The organism is Vibrio sp. 10N.261.55.F4 (assembly GCF_041470465.1).
GTDB lineage: Bacteria > Pseudomonadota > Gammaproteobacteria > Enterobacterales > Vibrionaceae > Vibrio > Vibrio crassostreae_C.
On the sequence record NZ_JBFRMM010000043.1, the window covers coordinates 62321 to 77414 of the forward strand.

General features: G+C 45.3%; 18 protein-coding genes. 7 read left to right on the top strand and 11 right to left on the bottom strand.

Annotated elements, in window-relative coordinates:
• Positions 1-13: 13 nt before the first annotated feature.
• Both cpxA and AB4249_RS19825 read right to left on the bottom strand, forming a co-directional pair.
• Entirely contained in the window at positions 14-1393 is a 1380-nt protein-coding gene (gene cpxA, locus AB4249_RS19820; protein ID WP_372104513.1) for an envelope stress sensor histidine kinase CpxA, read from the bottom strand.
• A complete protein-coding gene (locus tag AB4249_RS19825) occupies positions 1393-2082 on the bottom strand; it encodes a response regulator (protein WP_017066566.1) in 690 nt (229 codons plus the stop codon). Before AB4249_RS19825 ends, cpxA begins: the two co-directional genes overlap by 1 nt.
• 178 nt (positions 2083-2260) lie before the next feature.
• Here AB4249_RS19825 and AB4249_RS19830 point away from each other — a divergent pair, with 178 nt between their 5' ends.
• The 3 genes from AB4249_RS19830 to pfkA all read left to right on the top strand — a co-directional run bounded on the left by AB4249_RS19830 (position 2261) and on the right by pfkA (position 5122).
• The gene (locus tag AB4249_RS19830) at positions 2261-2770 is read left to right on the top strand and encodes a CpxP family protein (protein WP_017063671.1); all 510 of its coding nucleotides are present in this window, start codon (positions 2261-2263) and stop codon (positions 2768-2770) included.
• Between the two features lie 164 nt (positions 2771-2934).
• Positions 2935-3843, top strand: a complete 909-nt coding sequence (gene fieF / locus AB4249_RS19835) for a CDF family cation-efflux transporter FieF (protein ID WP_372104516.1) — start codon at positions 2935-2937, stop codon at positions 3841-3843.
• Positions 3844-4159: 316 nt separating this feature from the next.
• The gene (pfkA, locus tag AB4249_RS19840) at positions 4160-5122 is read left to right on the top strand and encodes a 6-phosphofructokinase (RefSeq protein WP_004729705.1); all 963 of its coding nucleotides are present in this window, start codon (positions 4160-4162) and stop codon (positions 5120-5122) included.
• A 159-nt stretch (positions 5123-5281) separates the two neighbouring features.
• On the opposite strand, the gene tpiA is transcribed toward pfkA, so the two are convergent.
• On the bottom strand, positions 5282-6052 hold the full coding sequence (gene tpiA, locus AB4249_RS19845; RefSeq protein ID WP_004729704.1) for a triose-phosphate isomerase: 771 nt from the start codon (positions 6050-6052) through the stop codon (positions 5282-5284).
• Positions 6053-6301: 249 nt separating this feature from the next.
• On the opposite strand from tpiA, the gene AB4249_RS19850 reads away from it, so the two are divergent.
• Both AB4249_RS19850 and AB4249_RS19855 read left to right on the top strand, forming a co-directional pair.
• Entirely contained in the window at positions 6302-6649 is a 348-nt protein-coding gene (locus tag AB4249_RS19850) for a 5-carboxymethyl-2-hydroxymuconate Delta-isomerase (RefSeq protein ID WP_004729703.1), read from the top strand.
• 86 nt (positions 6650-6735) lie between these two features.
• Positions 6736-7158, top strand: a complete 423-nt coding sequence (locus AB4249_RS19855; protein ID WP_004729700.1) for a DUF805 domain-containing protein — start codon at positions 6736-6738, stop codon at positions 7156-7158.
• A 101-nt stretch (positions 7159-7259) separates the two neighbouring features.
• Here the strand turns inward: AB4249_RS19855 and AB4249_RS19860 are convergent, their stop codons facing one another.
• The 3 genes from AB4249_RS19860 to glpX form a co-directional block, all read right to left on the bottom strand.
• Entirely contained in the window at positions 7260-7607 is a 348-nt protein-coding gene (locus AB4249_RS19860; protein WP_017086006.1) for a DUF3135 domain-containing protein, read from the bottom strand.
• Between the two features lie 122 nt (positions 7608-7729).
• Entirely contained in the window at positions 7730-8350 is a 621-nt protein-coding gene (locus AB4249_RS19865) for a helix-turn-helix transcriptional regulator (RefSeq protein WP_372104521.1), read from the bottom strand.
• Between the two features lie 162 nt (positions 8351-8512).
• A complete protein-coding gene (glpX, locus tag AB4249_RS19870) occupies positions 8513-9520 on the bottom strand; it encodes a class II fructose-bisphosphatase (protein ID WP_004729697.1) in 1008 nt (335 codons plus the stop codon).
• 324 nt (positions 9521-9844) lie between these two features.
• Between glpX and zapB the strand changes: the two genes are divergently transcribed.
• Positions 9845-10087 (top strand): cell division protein ZapB, encoded by a 243-nt coding sequence (zapB, locus tag AB4249_RS19875; RefSeq protein WP_004729696.1) that lies wholly within the window; start codon positions 9845-9847, stop codon positions 10085-10087.
• A 112-nt stretch (positions 10088-10199) separates the two neighbouring features.
• Here zapB and rraA read toward each other — a convergent pair whose 3' ends face one another.
• The 4 genes from rraA to hslV all read right to left on the bottom strand — a co-directional run bounded on the left by rraA (position 10200) and on the right by hslV (position 13812).
• Positions 10200-10718, bottom strand: a complete 519-nt coding sequence (rraA, locus tag AB4249_RS19880; protein WP_050649589.1) for a ribonuclease E activity regulator RraA — start codon at positions 10716-10718, stop codon at positions 10200-10202.
• A gap of 73 nt (positions 10719-10791) precedes the next feature.
• A complete protein-coding gene (locus tag AB4249_RS19885; protein ID WP_017080187.1) occupies positions 10792-11709 on the bottom strand; it encodes a 1,4-dihydroxy-2-naphthoate polyprenyltransferase in 918 nt (305 codons plus the stop codon).
• Between the two features lie 155 nt (positions 11710-11864).
• Positions 11865-13205: an HslU--HslV peptidase ATPase subunit gene (hslU, locus tag AB4249_RS19890; RefSeq protein WP_017077598.1), complete on the bottom strand. Its 1341-nt coding sequence runs from the start codon at positions 13203-13205 to the stop codon at positions 11865-11867.
• Between the two features lie 58 nt (positions 13206-13263).
• A complete protein-coding gene (hslV, locus tag AB4249_RS19895; RefSeq protein WP_004729692.1) occupies positions 13264-13812 on the bottom strand; it encodes an ATP-dependent protease subunit HslV in 549 nt (182 codons plus the stop codon).
• A gap of 298 nt (positions 13813-14110) precedes the next feature.
• On the opposite strand from hslV, the gene AB4249_RS19900 reads away from it, so the two are divergent.
• On the top strand, positions 14111-14371 hold the full coding sequence (locus tag AB4249_RS19900) for a hypothetical protein (RefSeq protein WP_017061149.1): 261 nt from the start codon (positions 14111-14113) through the stop codon (positions 14369-14371).
• A 108-nt stretch (positions 14372-14479) separates the two neighbouring features.
• Here the strand turns inward: AB4249_RS19900 and AB4249_RS19905 are convergent, their stop codons facing one another.
• Positions 14480-15019, bottom strand: a complete 540-nt coding sequence (locus tag AB4249_RS19905; RefSeq protein WP_017061148.1) for an SPOR domain-containing protein — start codon at positions 15017-15019, stop codon at positions 14480-14482.
• Between the last annotated feature and the right edge of the window lie 75 nt (positions 15020-15094).

Consider the following 15094-nt stretch of genomic DNA (forward strand, 5'->3'; position numbering starts at 1 on the left):
CTTTGTGGGGGTATTACACCGGTAAGATAGGCAGGGTGATTTCGAGTTGTAATCCACCGAGCTGGCTGCGGGTTGCGGTGATGGTTCCGCTGTGTTGGCGAATCGCACTTTCAGTAATGGTTAATCCAAGACCTGTGCCGCCGGTATTACGATCACGGGCAGTGGAAACGCGATAGAAAGGTCTGAAGATAGAATCCAGCTCATCCTCTGGTACACCATCGCCATTATCGTTCACACAAATCGTCAGCTGATCTTGAACCACATGGAACTGTACATCCACTTGGTCTTTACCGTAGTAGATGGCATTGCGTGTAATGTTGTCTAGCGCACTCATCAGCAGTTTAGGGTTCCCCGAAATAGAGCGTTCTGGGATCTCCGAGAACGTCAGTTGTTTGCCCATCTGTTCGGCTTCAAACTGTGCGTCTTTTAAGATCTCTTCCCATAGGCTCGAGATAGGCTGAACCTCACGAGTAATATGGCTGTCGACCTGCATACGAGATAGCGTTAGCAGCTCACTGATCATCTGTTCCAAACGCTGTGCTTCGGTATCAATGCGTTCTAACTCTTGGCTCTCGCCTTGTTTACGAATCGCCAGTGCATTGGCCATGCGAAGACGTGTCAGTGGCGAGCGCAGTTCGTGTGAGATATCAGAGAGCAGGCGTTGTTGCCCCGAAATCATCTGGTTTACCGCTTCTACCATCTGGTTAAAGCTTTCACCCGCTTGTCTGAACTCTGAAGTACCTTTTTCGAGTGTTGGATCGACCTCGAATTGACCTTTCGCCACGCGTTGTGCCGCGCGTTCTAGCCTGCGAGCGGGTTGACTCAGTGCCCAAGCTAACCAAAGTAATAGCGGGGTACTCGCCAACATCACGGCAAGCAATAGCTGCAGAGGTCTATCAAACAGGCGCAGTAAGAATGGCGGTGGTTGGTTCCACTTCACTCCGGCATACATCAGCAACTCTTCACCAGCGAGAGTAATTGGCACTGGCCCTGCGACCATGTAGTGTCCGTAGAGTTTTTGCTTCGGCATCTCAGGGTTATCAATCGAGGTAACAAAGTTACGAATCGCCTTTAGCTTATAGTCTGAATGCCTTTTCGAGGTAAGGACTGCGCCCTCAAGATCGGTCAGGTAGATGCGAGCTCTAGAATCCTTGCGGCTGCGTGGTGCCTCCAGTTGGAAGACAATCTTGCCCAGATTAGGTTCTTTGGCGTAGCGTTTCTCTGTGATTTTAGCGATACGCTCGAGTTTATCGAGGTGATCTGCGGGCACATCTCGCGCGACTCGAGGGTCTAAATGGGGAAGTGACAGCACCGACAAAAGCACCAGTAACATGGTGAACCAAAAGATAGCAAAGATACGTCCATATAAGCTGGTGATTTTAGGTATACGCATTAATCTTCCTCTACCAATAAGTAGCCACGGCCTCGTAAGGTTTTGATGCGTGATTTGCCGTCAGTGCGCTCAGGAATCTTCTTACGTAGATTAGAGATGTGCATGTCTATCGCGCGGTCAAACGCTGCGAGCCTTTTACCCAGCACATCCAAACTCAATGCTTCTTTGGTGATCACTTGCCCTGGGTTTTGGATAAGGTGACTCAGTAGGGCGAACTCGGTTGTGGTGAGGTCGATGAGCTCCCCATTGCAGTAGGCTTCTTGTTTGCCAGGGAAGACTTCGATGTCTTGATATTGAACTCTATCACTGGCCGCCTTAGGTGCGGTGTTGGTTTGAGTACGACGCAAGATAGCTCGAATACGAGCTAACAACTCTCGGTCACTGAAAGGTTTAGGCAGGTAATCATCCGCGCCAAGTTCAAGACCAATCACACGGTCGATCTCTTCGCCTTTTGCGGTCAGCATTAGTACCGGCGTTTCCCAATTTTCCCTCAGCTTTTTTAGCGTTTCCATGCCATTAAGGCGCGGCATCATCACATCCAAAAGGACCAGATCAATCTCATCATTGATCGCTTCAAGCCCGGCATAGCCATCATTGGCTTCGGAGACAGTGAAGCCCTCAAAGCTCAAAATGTCTTTAAGTAAGCTGGTTAACTCTGTGTCGTCATCAATAAGAAGAATGTTCGCCATTGGGAAGCCTTAATCATTTAGTTAGGTTAATAATACTGCTAATTATTCGTCAACTTTCACTCTTTACGATTCTTTACGCTTTCTAAACGTCACTTTACGAGGGAAAGACTAATCTATATTCAAGCGCTGAGAAACAGACGCAACACATGACTTATTATACCGAATTGAGGCAACAATTATGAAAATGACTAAGAAACTTGTACTAGCAGCTGCGGCACTTCCACTTATTTTTGGTACAGCAAGCGCGTATGCTTACGGTGGTGGTGATAAAGGTGACCACAAAGGTATGCACGACAAGTGTGGCGGTTTCGATAAAAAAGTAATGCGCCAACTAGACCTAACCGACGCTCAAAAAGAACAGTTAAAAGAGATGCGTGAAGCAGACCGTGCTGAGATGAAAGCAAAGCGCGGTGCAAACAAAACGGCAAAAATGGCGCAAATGAAAGCGCATCACGAAAAGGTTCAAGCATTGGTACTTGCTGACAACTTTGACGAAGCAGCAGCAAACGACCTAGCAAGCCAAATGGTTGAGAAGCAAACTGAGCGTCGCGTAGCAATGCTTAAGAAGCAACACCAAATGATGAGCGTACTAACGGCTGAGCAAAAGACTCAACTGAAAGAAATCCAACAAGAGCGCATGACTAAGTGTGCTGACAAAATGGGAAAACGCATGAACAAAGACAAGTAATTCATTGCTTGAAAAATCAGCGTTGAATGAAAGTGTTTAGAAAGAAGCGGCCGAGTGCCGCTTTTTTTGATCCTTAAAAATGAATGTTTTACATCATAGCTGTCATATTCAATTGGTTGTTTGCAGGTTATACTTTGTGCTATCAGTCACTTTATAGCCAAGTTATGAAACAAGAATACGCACGTTTAGTTACGCTCGCCGCTTGGGCAGCCACCACCATCGCCACTATTTTATTGATAGTGAAAGTCGCAGCGTGGTGGGTGACAGGTTCCGTGAGTCTGTTGGCTTCCGTCGTGGATTCAATGCTGGATATCGCGGCCTCTGTCGTTAACCTTATCGTGGTTCGTTACTCTCTGCAGCCTGCCGACAAAGAGCACACCTTTGGTCATGGTAAGGCTGAATCTCTCGCTGCATTAGCGCAGGCAATGTTTATTTCAGGCTCTGCATGTTTCCTTATTCTCAATGGTATTGAGCGCTTCTTCCGACCTCATGAACTGAACTCTCCAGAAATTGGTATCTACGTCAGCCTGTTCGCGATAGTGATGACCTTTGGTCTGGTTCGCTTCCAAAAACATGTGGTCAACAAAACGGGTAGCCAAGCTATTGCAGCCGATTCATTGCACTATCAATCAGACCTTTATATGAACGCCGCGATTATGCTGGCACTGGCATTGAGTTGGTTTGGGCTTGGCCAAGCGGACTCTGTATTTGCGGTCGGTATAGGTATCTACATTCTGTACAGCGCTTATCAAATGGCGATGGAAGCGGTTCAGTCTCTGCTTGATCATAAGCTGCCAGATGATGAGCTGAAACAGATTAAAGAGACATCATTGAGCGTGGAAGGCGTGTTGGGTGTGCATCAATTACGAACGCGTCGCTCGGGGCCAATACGCTTCATCCAACTGCATCTAGAATTGGAAGATAATATCCCACTTATTGAAGCGCATCGCATTTCTGACGAAGTAGAAGACAAGCTTATCTCCGTTTTCCCTGATGCTGATGTATTAATTCATCAAGACCCGTATTCGGTCGTATTTGGACCCGAGAAGCAGCAGAAATTTCACTCATGGTAAGCGAGCTAAAAAAGGGTTGGCAAATGGTAAGTAGGTGGCTTTTGAACTAAAGTGAGTAAAAATTACTAATTCTTCAGTGATTCAAAAATCACCTTAGTAACAATTAATGTTGATTCTGATGTGAATCAACAAAGTTACTGAGTAAAACTGTAATACTCTTACAGAAGTAGAAATGTTACATAATTTTACGCGATTTAAGTGCTATTCCTGTTGAGGAAATGTAACATAACGCACAAATATAGATTTAAAATCTTGTTGATATACAATCAGCAAGAATAAGAATTGAATAATAGATTCCCAAAAATCGAGGGTGAGCATGATTAAGAAGATCGGTGTTTTGACCAGTGGTGGTGACGCTCCAGGCATGAACGCAGCAGTTCGTGGTGTAGTTCGTACTGCGCTATCAGTTGGCATTGAAGTTTACGGCATTTACGATGGCTACCAAGGCCTTGTTGAAGACCGTATCGAAAAGCTTGACCGTTCAAGCGTATCTGACGTGATCAACCGTGGTGGTACTTTCTTAGGTTCTGCACGTTTCCCTGAGTTCAAAGACGTTGCTGTTCGTGAGAAAGGCATCGAGAACCTTAAGAAGCACGGTATCGAAGCACTCGTTGTTATCGGTGGTGACGGTTCTTACATGGGTGCTAAGAAACTGACTGAGATGGGTTACCCATGTATCGGTCTTCCAGGCACAATCGATAACGATATCGCGGGTACTGACTACACAATCGGCTACCTAACAGCGCTTAACACTGTTATCGATTCAATCGACCGTCTACGTGACACGTCTTCTTCTCACCAACGTATTTCTATTGTTGAAATCATGGGCCGTCACTGTGGTGACCTTACGCTTATGTCAGCAATTGCGGGTGGCTGTGAGTACATCATCACACCTGAGACTGGCCTAGATAAAGATCAGCTTATCAGCAATATCCAAGATGGTATTGCGAAAGGTAAGAAGCACGCAATCATCGCTCTAACTGAGTTAATGATGGATGCGAATGAACTAGCGAAAGAGATCGAAGCTTCAACAGGTCGTGAAACTCGTGCAACGGTTCTTGGTCACATCCAACGTGGTGGTCGCCCGACTGCATTTGACCGTGTACTGGCTTCTCGCATGGGTAACTACGCTGTTCACCTTCTTCAAGAAGGCCACGGTGGTCGTTGTGTTGGTATCGAGAAAGAAGCGCTTGTTCACCACGACATCATCGACTGTATCGAGAACATGCAGAACCCAGACCGTTCTGAGCTGTTCCGCGTTGCAGAAGAGTTGTTCTAAGCCACGCTTAGCGTTCGCTTAAAATATTAAAAGCCGCTGATTGTTCAGCGGTTTTTTTGTGCCTGTTGTTTGGCTTTAAAGCTTGAATCTCAAACGATAGGCAATAAAAAAGGCCAACCTAAGTTGACCTTTCATTTAATCTAAACGGTGAAGTTTAAATTAAGCTTTTGCTTCAGCTGCTGCTTTAGCGATAGCTGCGAAGCTTTTCGCGTCTAGCGCTGCGCCGCCAACTAGAGCACCGTCGATGTCTGGTTGTGCGAAGTAAGCTGCTGCGTTTTCTGGCTTAACAGAGCCGCCGTATTGGATAACAACTTTCTTAGCAACGTCTTCAGATTTCTCTGCGATGTGTGCACGGATTTGAGCGTGGATGCGTTGTGCATCTTCAGCTGTAGCTGCTTTACCAGTACCGATAGCCCAGATTGGTTCGTAAGCGATGATAGCGCCTTCAAGAGCTTCAACACCTTGAGTGTTGATAACAGCGTCAAGTTGACGAGCACATACAGCAACAGTTTCGCCTGCTTCGTTTTGTGCATCAGACTCACCGATACAAAGAACTGGAGTTAGGCCGTTCTCTTTTAGGAATGCGAATTTCTTAGCAACGAATTCGTCAGACTCAGCGTGGTATTCACGACGCTCAGAGTGACCGATGATGATGTGAGATGCGCCGAACTCTTTAAGCATTGCTGGAGACATGTCGCCAGTGAATGCACCGCTGTTGTTTAGGTCAGAGTTTTGAGCACCTAGGATGATCGCGCTGCCCGCTTCAGTAAGCGTACGCTCAGCAAGATCAACGAAAAGTGCTGGTGGAGCAACTGCTACGTCTACGCCTGTTACGCCTTCAAGTTCAGCGTTAAGACCGTTTAGTAGATCAACAACCATTTCTTTGCTGCCGTTTAGTTTCCAGTTACCCATAACTACAGGATGACGCATAGGAATATCTCCAAAGTATTTAAATAAATCGAATGTAAAAAAGTAAACTTTATTACGAAATAATATAACAGAATAATATCAACAGATCATGACTGTGGTCATGACTTTCTTGGATCTTACTCAATGGTCAGAGTAGATTTTGAGCATATATCAGTGATCCGGCAGACAGAATAATAGCTAACTTCTCGGATTTTTCATCGTTAGTTGCTATTAAGGGACAAACGATTGCGTTAACAATAGGAAGTAATAATGCCGAATCTAGTTCTAGAGTACTCAAATTCAGTGGATGAGCGAGTGAATATCCAAGGTTTACTAGAAGATCTTCATCAAGTTACATTAAACTGTGGTTTGTTTGATGTACCTTCTGTGAAGTCTCGTTCACTGCGCTGTCATAACTGGCTCGTCGGTGATGAAGAGGACAATGTGGATTTTGTTCATATTAGCTTCGAGTTACTTTCAGGGCGTACCGAAGAACAGAAAAGAGAATTGTCGCGTTTGTTGATGCAAACCTTACAAGAACAGGCAAGCCATATCCGCAGCCTAACGGTCAACATAAGGGATATGGATAAAAGTTGCTTTCAGAAAGTGATTAACTAGCTAAAAATAATCAACGAACTAAAAGTGATTAACTAACTATTTGCTGCTAACTTTTTGGTAGCGTATTAATTTTTTGAGTATTTAAGATGTCGATGAAAGATTTACTGCTCTCTTTCAAAGGGAGAATTGGTCGTAAGACTTACTGGATTTGGAATATTTTCTACTATATCGCGATTACTGGTTTTGCCACCGGTATCTCGGTTTTGTTCCCAGCATACTCCTATCTCCTGTTACCAATCTTCCTTCTATTACTTGTTATTCCAGATCTTGCTGTTACCGCTAAGCGCTGGCATGACCGCAACAAGTCTAACTACTGGCTATTGCTGAATGTACCGCTTGTACTCGGGCGACTTGCATCACCTATGGCTGCGACTACGACAGAGCCAGTATCGCCTATTCACATGGTGGCAACGGTTGCTGCACTAGTGTGTGGTTTGTGGATCTTGGTAGAATGCGGTTTGATGAAAGGCACTGAAGGCCGTAATGATTACGGTGAAGATCCCGTTTAAAGATTGGATGATTCATCAGTAAAAAGGGAGCATTGCGCTCCCTTTTTTGTTCTAAGGCATTTTGTTTTTAATGCGTTTTTTTCACTAATACATTTTAGCTTTCAGTACATTTTTGGTTCTGTATTTGGCCTGAAAGGCACGACATTTTCAGGCAGAGATTCTTCAAAATCGCAGCGGCCTTTGAGTGCATCTTGGAATTTACAGACCTGACAGCGCAGCTCTTGCATCAGAACAACATTAGCGTGATGTGGATTCTTGCAGCGGCTGACGACTAAATCGATATGACTTTGTTGAGCGCGAAGCCTGTTTTGCATGGTCTCTGAGGCTGAGCAAATCATCTGTTCGCACATCTCGTGTTTGAATTGATTGAATGCTTTCGGATCGCTTTTCGCGAGTTGGACCAGTTCATCAAAAGGGGGCAGTTTTTGATTGGGTTGTGGATGCGCCATCATTCCTTCCTTAGCATTAAGCGTGTTTCATATGCTCTAAGCTTAAGAAAGAAATCTGTACAAATTTTAATCTATTTGTATTTTCTCAATATTGAGACGGTATTAGCCGATTACCTTTGCAATCAAAGGGCGGGTGTTAAGGTGTAAGTGCAGCGTCGTTCGCCAGCAATGATGTGCTCTGTACGGCTCACGTGACACTCATCTTTTAGTAACTCAGTAAACACGTTGAGCTCAGATTGGCACAGGCTAGGGCAGCGAGTTGCAGCCTTACAGATAGGGCAGTGGTTCTCAATCAAGATGTAGTGATCATCATACTCTTGAAGCTCAGCCATGTAGCCTTCGTCTTCACGAAGCTGGGTGAGTTTTTTAAGCTTGCTGATGAGTGAATCACAGCCAGACAGCGCGGTTTGATATTGCTTAAGGGTGTGTTGTTCACGCTCGGCCGCAACCTTAGCTAACCCCTCTTTACCAAACAGATTCTCGACAGCATCGATCACTTGAATGGTGAGCTCACCGTGTCGATCTGAAAATTGACCATGGCCTTGTTGAGTCAGGGACCAGTGGCGAGTCGGGCGACCCACTTTTACTTTAACATCATGAAACGCAAGAATACCGTCATCTTCCAAACTTTGTAGGTGCTGTCTGGCACCCATTGTCGTCATGCCAAATTCTTCTGACAGTTGTTTCGCGGTTACCGCGCCTTGACGCTTAATGGTCTGTAAGATTTTGTCGCTTGTTTTCATACTATCTCTACCTAATGAACCTTACTATTATGAGGCAAGGTGTTTATAAAGCAAACCATTTACTATGGCGTAGGTGAAATGCACAGGTTATTGATGGCCAATAAAACAAAAGGCTGATACTTGGTATCAGCCTTCGCGTGTTCTGTTGAACCTAGTTTAGGTTTACAGGATGTGACCAATCACTTCTGGGTCTTTACGTTCTAGATAGTGAATAGACTTGATGCGACGAATAGTACGACAGCGGCCACGGATAAGCAGTGTTTCTGTAGTTGCGATATTGCCTGTACGAGTGATGCCTTCTAGTAGGTCACCCTTAGTAATACCCGTTGCAGAGAATACAACGTTGTCGCTACGAGCCATGTCTTCCATCTTCAACACGATACCCGCCGTTACGCCCATTTCAGCACAACGCTCTAGCTCAAGCTCACCGTGTTTGCGGTTCTCTTCTGTATCGCCTTTTACTTCATGACGAGGAAGCAGACGTGCGTGCATGTCGCCGTCGAGTGCGCGAATAACCGCCGCCGAGACCACGCCTTCAGGCGCGCCGCCGATGCAGTACATTACGTCGACTTCACTGTCTGGCATACACGTGAGGATAGAAGCAGCAACATCACCATCTGGCACTGCGAATACACGAACGCCCATTGCTTGCATATCGGCAATCACTTGATCATGACGTGGCTTAGCCAGTGTGGTTACTACCAGTGTATCGAGTGTTTTACCTAGTGCTTTCGCAATGTTTTCTAGGTTTTCTGTCAGTGGCAGTTCTAGGTCAATCACGCCTTTTGCGCCAGGACCAACAACCAATTTTTCCATGTACATGTCAGGTGCTTTTAGGAAGCTACCTTTTTCGCCTGCAGCCAATACAGCCAATGCATTTGATTGGCCCATTGCTGTCATGCGTGTCCCCTCAATTGGGTCAACGGCGATATCTACCGCATCACCGCCAATACCGACGTTTTCGCCGATGTATAGCATAGGTGCATCATCGATTTCACCTTCGCCGATAACGATCTCGCCGCTAATTTCGGTTTTGTTCAGTAGGCTACGCATTACTTCTACAGCAGCGCCATCTGCAGCGTTTTTATCGCCGCGGCCAAGCCACTTGTAACCAGCTAGTGCTGCACCTTCAGTGACACGAGAGAATGACATTGCTAAATCGCGTTTCATGCGGACTCCAAAATTTTCAAAAGGGGAATAGAAATTTCGCGGCGAATTTTACCATATCCCAAAGGAAACGTTTGCCTTTTTGTTTTTTGGGGATTGCTCTTGATCAATTTGCGGGTGAAAACAGGTAATATTCATCAAAATAATCAGTCTGTTGTCGCGGTAGTAATAATTCACGTCAATATTCGGTAAAAAGCGCTGTTTTTTTCATCGAATGGCGCAAAATATCGAATATATTGAGTGTTTATCCTTGCTCTGCTGAGTAGAATGGGGAAATAAGTGGAGTAGACCTTCACCATCAAACGGATAACTTAAAGGTAGGCCAGAATGTCTTTTGAAGTACTAGAGCAGCTAGAAGCAAAAATTCAAACAGCAGTAGATACAATTGCACTTCTTCAAATGGAAGTGGAAGAGCTTAAAGAAGAGAAACAAGCACTAGCAACAGAAGCTGGTGAGCTTAAAGAAAGCCGTCACGAGCTAGAGCAAAAAACTCAGCAAATGCAGGAAGAGCATTCAGCGTGGCAAGATCGCATCCGTAACCTTCTTGGTAAAATGGATGACGTAGAGTAATTGACTCTTCAGATTTAAAAAAACGCCCGCTACTGAGTAGCGGGCGTTTTTGTTTGTATTCTTATGCTTCGTGTTCTTATGGTTTGTTTTATTATTTGAAGCTGAGTGAGAGTTACTCGATCTCTTCTTCTTCAACATCCAGATCAAGTTCTACATCTAAAGGCTCTGCCGAAAGAATAATGCCAGTGTTGTCTGCGTAGAGGTAATCTTCCGGTAAGAAGGTTACGCTGCCAAAGTTGACCGGTACGTCCAATTCGCCGACACCTTCTTGGCTCGCACCAACAGGGATTGAAGCCAAGGCTTGGATACCTAGGTTCATGTCTTCAAGCTCATCGACTTCACGAACGCAGCCGTAAACCACAATACCTTCCCACTCATTGTCTTCGGCAAGTAGGGCAATCTCAGCATCGATCAGCGCTTTGCGTAGTGAGCCGCCACCATCGATTAACAACACACGTCCCAGACCATCTTGCTCTAATACGGAGCGAATCAAAGCATTGTCTTCAAAACACTTTAATGTCGTGATCTGTCCTGCGAAGGATGCACGTCCACCGAAGTTGCTGAACATGGGCTCCACGACATCAACTTGATCCAAATATATGTCGCACAGTGCTGAAGTGTTGTATTCCATTAGTATACCTTTTGAACAATGAGCTTACTTTGAGTATATCGGTGCTTGATCCCTTTGCAATGATTAGTCTCATTTAACTCAATAGAGTTTGAGCTACGACAACCCCTGCAAACAATAGGTTAGTGACCAGTGAGCATTTCACAATCACTGGCATCATTGGTGCAATCTGTGCTGGTTTTTCGGTTTCCCAAACGGCCTTGCCATGTTTGTAAACAATAACAATGCTCAGTAAAAACGGCAGGCTGATCCAGACCGGTTTTTCTTGAATCAGTAGGTAGATAGCGAAAGAAGCAAGGGCGAGACCAAGCAGTGCAAAATGATAGTGCTTGGCTTTGCGTTGCCCTAGGCGAACCGCCATGGTGCGCTTACCACATTCACTGTCGTTCTCTATATCACGCATGTTGTTGATGTTGAGTACCGCAACCGCCATTAATCCACAGCCTAAGGCCGGAAGAAATAGGCTTGGCTCAACATGACCAGTGTGTAGGAAGTATGTGCCTGAAACGCCTAACAAACCGAAGAAGATAAATACCGATAAGTCGCCAAGGCCAATATAACCATAAGGTTTATTGCCGACGGTGTAAGCGATGGCAGCCATTATGGCTAATACGCCTAACGCGATGAAAGATAAGATGCTTTCAATCGAGGTTAAGGCATGAAAAATAAGAATCAGCCCAGCGAGCATGGTAAACACGATGTTGAGGATGATCGCTTGCTTCATGGTTTTCGCGGTCACCGCACCAGATTGCATTGCACGTGTTGGCCCCAGACGGTTTTCGTTGTCTGTGCCTTTTACTGCGTCGCCATAGTCATTGGCTAGGTTCGACAGGATTTGTAATAAGGTGGCAGTTAAAAAAGCCAGTAGGGCTATTGATAGAGAAAACTGACCGCCGGCGAACGCTAAACTACTTCCTGTAAGAATAGAGACGAGTGCGAGAGGCAGAGTTTTTGGTCGTGCGGCATCAAGCCAAATCAGTAGAGATTGTTTCATCGTAGGTCTATTTCTTTGTAAGTCTTCGTTTCAAACTGTGATTTGAGTATACGCCCATTTTTCGGGTAATAAAAAGCCCACTCGAAAGTGGGCCTTGAATTCGCTTATTAGCTGCTATTTCTTTGAGATAGAGCAATAAGTTGGAGTTTTGTGTGCTACAGGATGAAGCGACTTAGGTCTTCGTCTTCTACGAGCTCGCCAAGCTTAGATATTACATAAGCTTCATCAATCAGCAATTTACTGCCTGCTCGGTCTGTTGCGTCAAATGAAATTTCATCCATTAGGCGCTCCATGACTGTGTGTAGACGACGCGCACCGATGTTTTCAGTGGTTTCGTTCACACGCCATGCTGCGTCTGCAATCTGGTTGATGCCATCTTCAGTGAACTCAATGCCGACATCTTCTGTTTTCATCAGGGCAATGTACTGCTCGGTCAGTGACGCCTTTGGCTCAGTAAGAATACGTTTGAAGTCATGTGCAGAAAGCGCTTCAAGTTCTACGCGGATTGGTAGACGACCTTGCAGTTCAGGGATCAGGTCAGATGGCTTAGCCACTTGGAATGCACCTGATGTGATAAACAAGATGTGGTCAGTTTTAACCATGCCGTGCTTCGTTGATACTGTGCTGCCTTCGATTAGAGGCAGTAGGTCACGTTGAACACCTTCACGAGATACGTCTGGGCCAGAGCTGTCGCCACGCTTACAGATTTTGTCGATCTCATCGATGAATACGATGCCGTTGTTTTCAGCGTTGAAGATTGCGCTCTCTTTTAGCTCTTCCTGGTTCACAAGCTTCGCAGCTTCTTCTTCCGTCAGTGCTTTGAATGCGTCTTTGATTTTCATCTTACGCTTTTTCTTAGTGTCGCCCGCTAGGTTTTGGAACATGCCTTGCAGCTGGTTTGTCATCTCTTCCATGCCTGGAGGTGACATGATTTCAACGCCCATTTGCGGCGCGGCTACATCAACTTCAATCTCTTTGTCATCTAGCTTACCTTCGCGCAGTTTCTTGCGGAAAATTTGGCGAGTGTTTGAAGAGGTGGTGTCTTCAGTTGATTGCTCGTTCTGACCCCAAGCATCACGTGCTGGTGGTAGAAGTGCATCAAGAATACGCTCTTCAGCTTGCTCTTCAGCGCGGTATTGTACTTTTTCCATCGCTTGTTGATGTGTCATCTTGATCGCAACGTCCGTTAGATCACGGATGATGGTTTCAACTTCTTTACCAACGTAACCCACTTCGGTGAACTTAGTCGCTTCTACCTTGATGAAAGGCGCGTTTGCTAATTTCGCTAGGCGGCGAGCGATTTCAGTTTTACCTACACCCGTTGGGCCAATCATCAGGATGTTTTTTGGCGATACTTCAACACGTAGGCTTTCTTCAAGCTGCATACGGCGCCAGCGGTTACGAAGAGCGATAGCCACTGAGCGTTTAGCGTTGTCTTGGCCGATAATGTGGCGATTGAGTTCGTGAACAATTTCGCGAGGAGTCATCTCAGACATGGTTTTTCCTTAATTCTTTAATCACTGTTGAATACAACGTTATTGATGGAAGCTGTCGTTACTCTGGCTTTGGCAGCTCAACGGTGCTTTCTAGTTCTTCAATAGTGTGGTGATGGTTGGTGAAGACACAGATGTCGCCTGCAATGTTCAGCGACTTTTCTGCGATTTCACGCGCATCTAAATCAGTATTTTCTAATAGTGCAGTAGCGGCTGCTTGAGCGAAGTTTCCGCCCGAACCGATCGCAATCAGGTCGTTCTCAGGTTGAACTACGTCACCGTTACCTGTGATGATCAGTGAAGCGGTCTCATCCGCTACTGCTAACAGTGCTTCTAACTTACGTAGAGCACGGTCGCTACGCCAATCCTTCGCTAGCTCAACTGCCGCTTTGGTGAGATGGCCTTGGTGCATTTGCAGCTTGCTTTCAAATTTTTCGAATAGCGTGAAAGCATCAGCCGTACCGCCAGCAAAACCGGCCAGTACTTTGTTGTTGTATAGGCGACGTACTTTACGGGCGTTGCCCTTCATTACTGTATTGCCCAGAGATACTTGTCCATCACCCGCGATGACGACTTTATTATTACGACGTACAGATACAATGGTAGTCACGAGTCGACCTCTTTTGATTATTATTTATGGTTACTACTTATATGTGGCTCCACTATCATGAATTCAAGTGCCACTTTTAATGGTATGTCATATCAAAAAAACTAAATGTTACCAGTTGTTTCAAGCATCCATTACCTGTTGAGCCTATGTGTGGCAAGGGTTGGTGGGTTAATAGTTTGTGATAAATATAAAAAAAGATAAAACAAATTTCTAACGTGAAATGGTTAACACTTTTTGTTTGATTTATAAGGAATGATGTTCACTAATCAGTGGTATTCACTACATAAGGAGTAGTGTGATGAATAGTGACAATATCAGTTTTTTTAATAGAGATATGGATCTGGATGAGCTGTCTATACTGCATCATCTGATGTATCAGGAGGCGGGCGAGTGTTCAACAGAACATCTAAAAAACTCGGTCAACGTTTTTCTTAAACGTCCATTTCCTAACGTTTTAGCGCACTTGGATTTTTTTGGTTACATCGAGATAAATAAGGAGCAGGTCTACCTGACTGACTTTGGGCTTGAGTACTACGAACAAGTACCTCAGTTTCGTTAAAACGCACTCTTTTGATTAACATACTGGTATTGCTTGTGCGATGAACTATTGAACGCTTTCAAACAGCAATAGGGGGAATCCTCTTCCCCCTATTATATATTGAGTTGATTAAGACCCGTCTTTCCAAATAGCGCAAGGTTCAATTTTCGCTCGTTGCAGCTTATGGCGATCGCGTTCTGCGTCACGCTTCAACTTGTATGGCCCTAAAACCACACGGTACCAGCTACTGCCATCTTTCTTGCGGATCTCACTTGAGATACCTTGGAAGGCAATATCCAACTTACGTGCTTCTGCCTGCGACGAGGTTTTGTAAGCGCCACACTGCATGATGTAAGGGATCTTAGAGATCTGTTGCTCTTTGGCTTTTACTTCAATCTCGCGGCTTGGCAGCGTTTCAACGTAGTCCCACTTCTCTTCAGGAGGCGGCGGAATCACTTTCGCTGGTTTTGGCTTAGGTTTTGGTTTGGTTGCCACAGGCGTTGGTGCAGGCGGCTCAGGATCATTACTCAATAGGTAAAGTCCGTAACCAAAACCACCGGCAAGGAGGATCGCCAAAAGACCACTGCGCCAAGGTTTACGGCGAGGGGCTTGTTTTTTGGTCGGTTTTTTCGTGCCACGACCGCGCTTTACATAATCTCTATTAGCCACAAGACAATTCAATAGTTGCTGATTCTGCCCTCATGGTAATCCAGATTGCGCGAGGATAATAGTGCAGAAATGGAA

Coding starts and splice junctions, on each gene's coding strand:
- AB4249_RS19900 (WP_017061149.1), top strand. CDS start 14,111: ATGAATAGTGACAATATCAGTTTTTTTAATAGAGATATGGATCTGGAT.
- AB4249_RS19855 (WP_004729700.1), top strand. CDS start 6,736: ATGTCGATGAAAGATTTACTGCTCTCTTTCAAAGGGAGAATTGGTCGT.
- fieF (WP_372104516.1), top strand. CDS start 2,935: ATGAAACAAGAATACGCACGTTTAGTTACGCTCGCCGCTTGGGCAGCC.
- AB4249_RS19865 (WP_372104521.1), bottom strand. CDS start 8,350: ATGAAAACAAGCGACAAAATCTTACAGACCATTAAGCGTCAAGGCGCG.
- rraA (WP_050649589.1), bottom strand. CDS start 10,718: ATGGAATACAACACTTCAGCACTGTGCGACATATATTTGGATCAAGTT.
- AB4249_RS19830 (WP_017063671.1), top strand. CDS start 2,261: ATGAAAATGACTAAGAAACTTGTACTAGCAGCTGCGGCACTTCCACTT.
- AB4249_RS19825 (WP_017066566.1), bottom strand. CDS start 2,082: ATGGCGAACATTCTTCTTATTGATGACGACACAGAGTTAACCAGCTTA.
- tpiA (WP_004729704.1), bottom strand. CDS start 6,052: ATGCGTCATCCTGTAGTTATGGGTAACTGGAAACTAAACGGCAGCAAA.
- cpxA (WP_372104513.1), bottom strand. CDS start 1,393: ATGCGTATACCTAAAATCACCAGCTTATATGGACGTATCTTTGCTATC.
- zapB (WP_004729696.1), top strand. CDS start 9,845: ATGTCTTTTGAAGTACTAGAGCAGCTAGAAGCAAAAATTCAAACAGCA.
- pfkA (WP_004729705.1), top strand. CDS start 4,160: ATGATTAAGAAGATCGGTGTTTTGACCAGTGGTGGTGACGCTCCAGGC.
- glpX (WP_004729697.1), bottom strand. CDS start 9,520: ATGAAACGCGATTTAGCAATGTCATTCTCTCGTGTCACTGAAGGTGCA.
- AB4249_RS19885 (WP_017080187.1), bottom strand. CDS start 11,709: ATGAAACAATCTCTACTGATTTGGCTTGATGCCGCACGACCAAAAACT.
- AB4249_RS19850 (WP_004729703.1), top strand. CDS start 6,302: ATGCCGAATCTAGTTCTAGAGTACTCAAATTCAGTGGATGAGCGAGTG.
- AB4249_RS19860 (WP_017086006.1), bottom strand. CDS start 7,607: ATGGCGCATCCACAACCCAATCAAAAACTGCCCCCTTTTGATGAACTG.
- hslU (WP_017077598.1), bottom strand. CDS start 13,205: ATGTCTGAGATGACTCCTCGCGAAATTGTTCACGAACTCAATCGCCAC.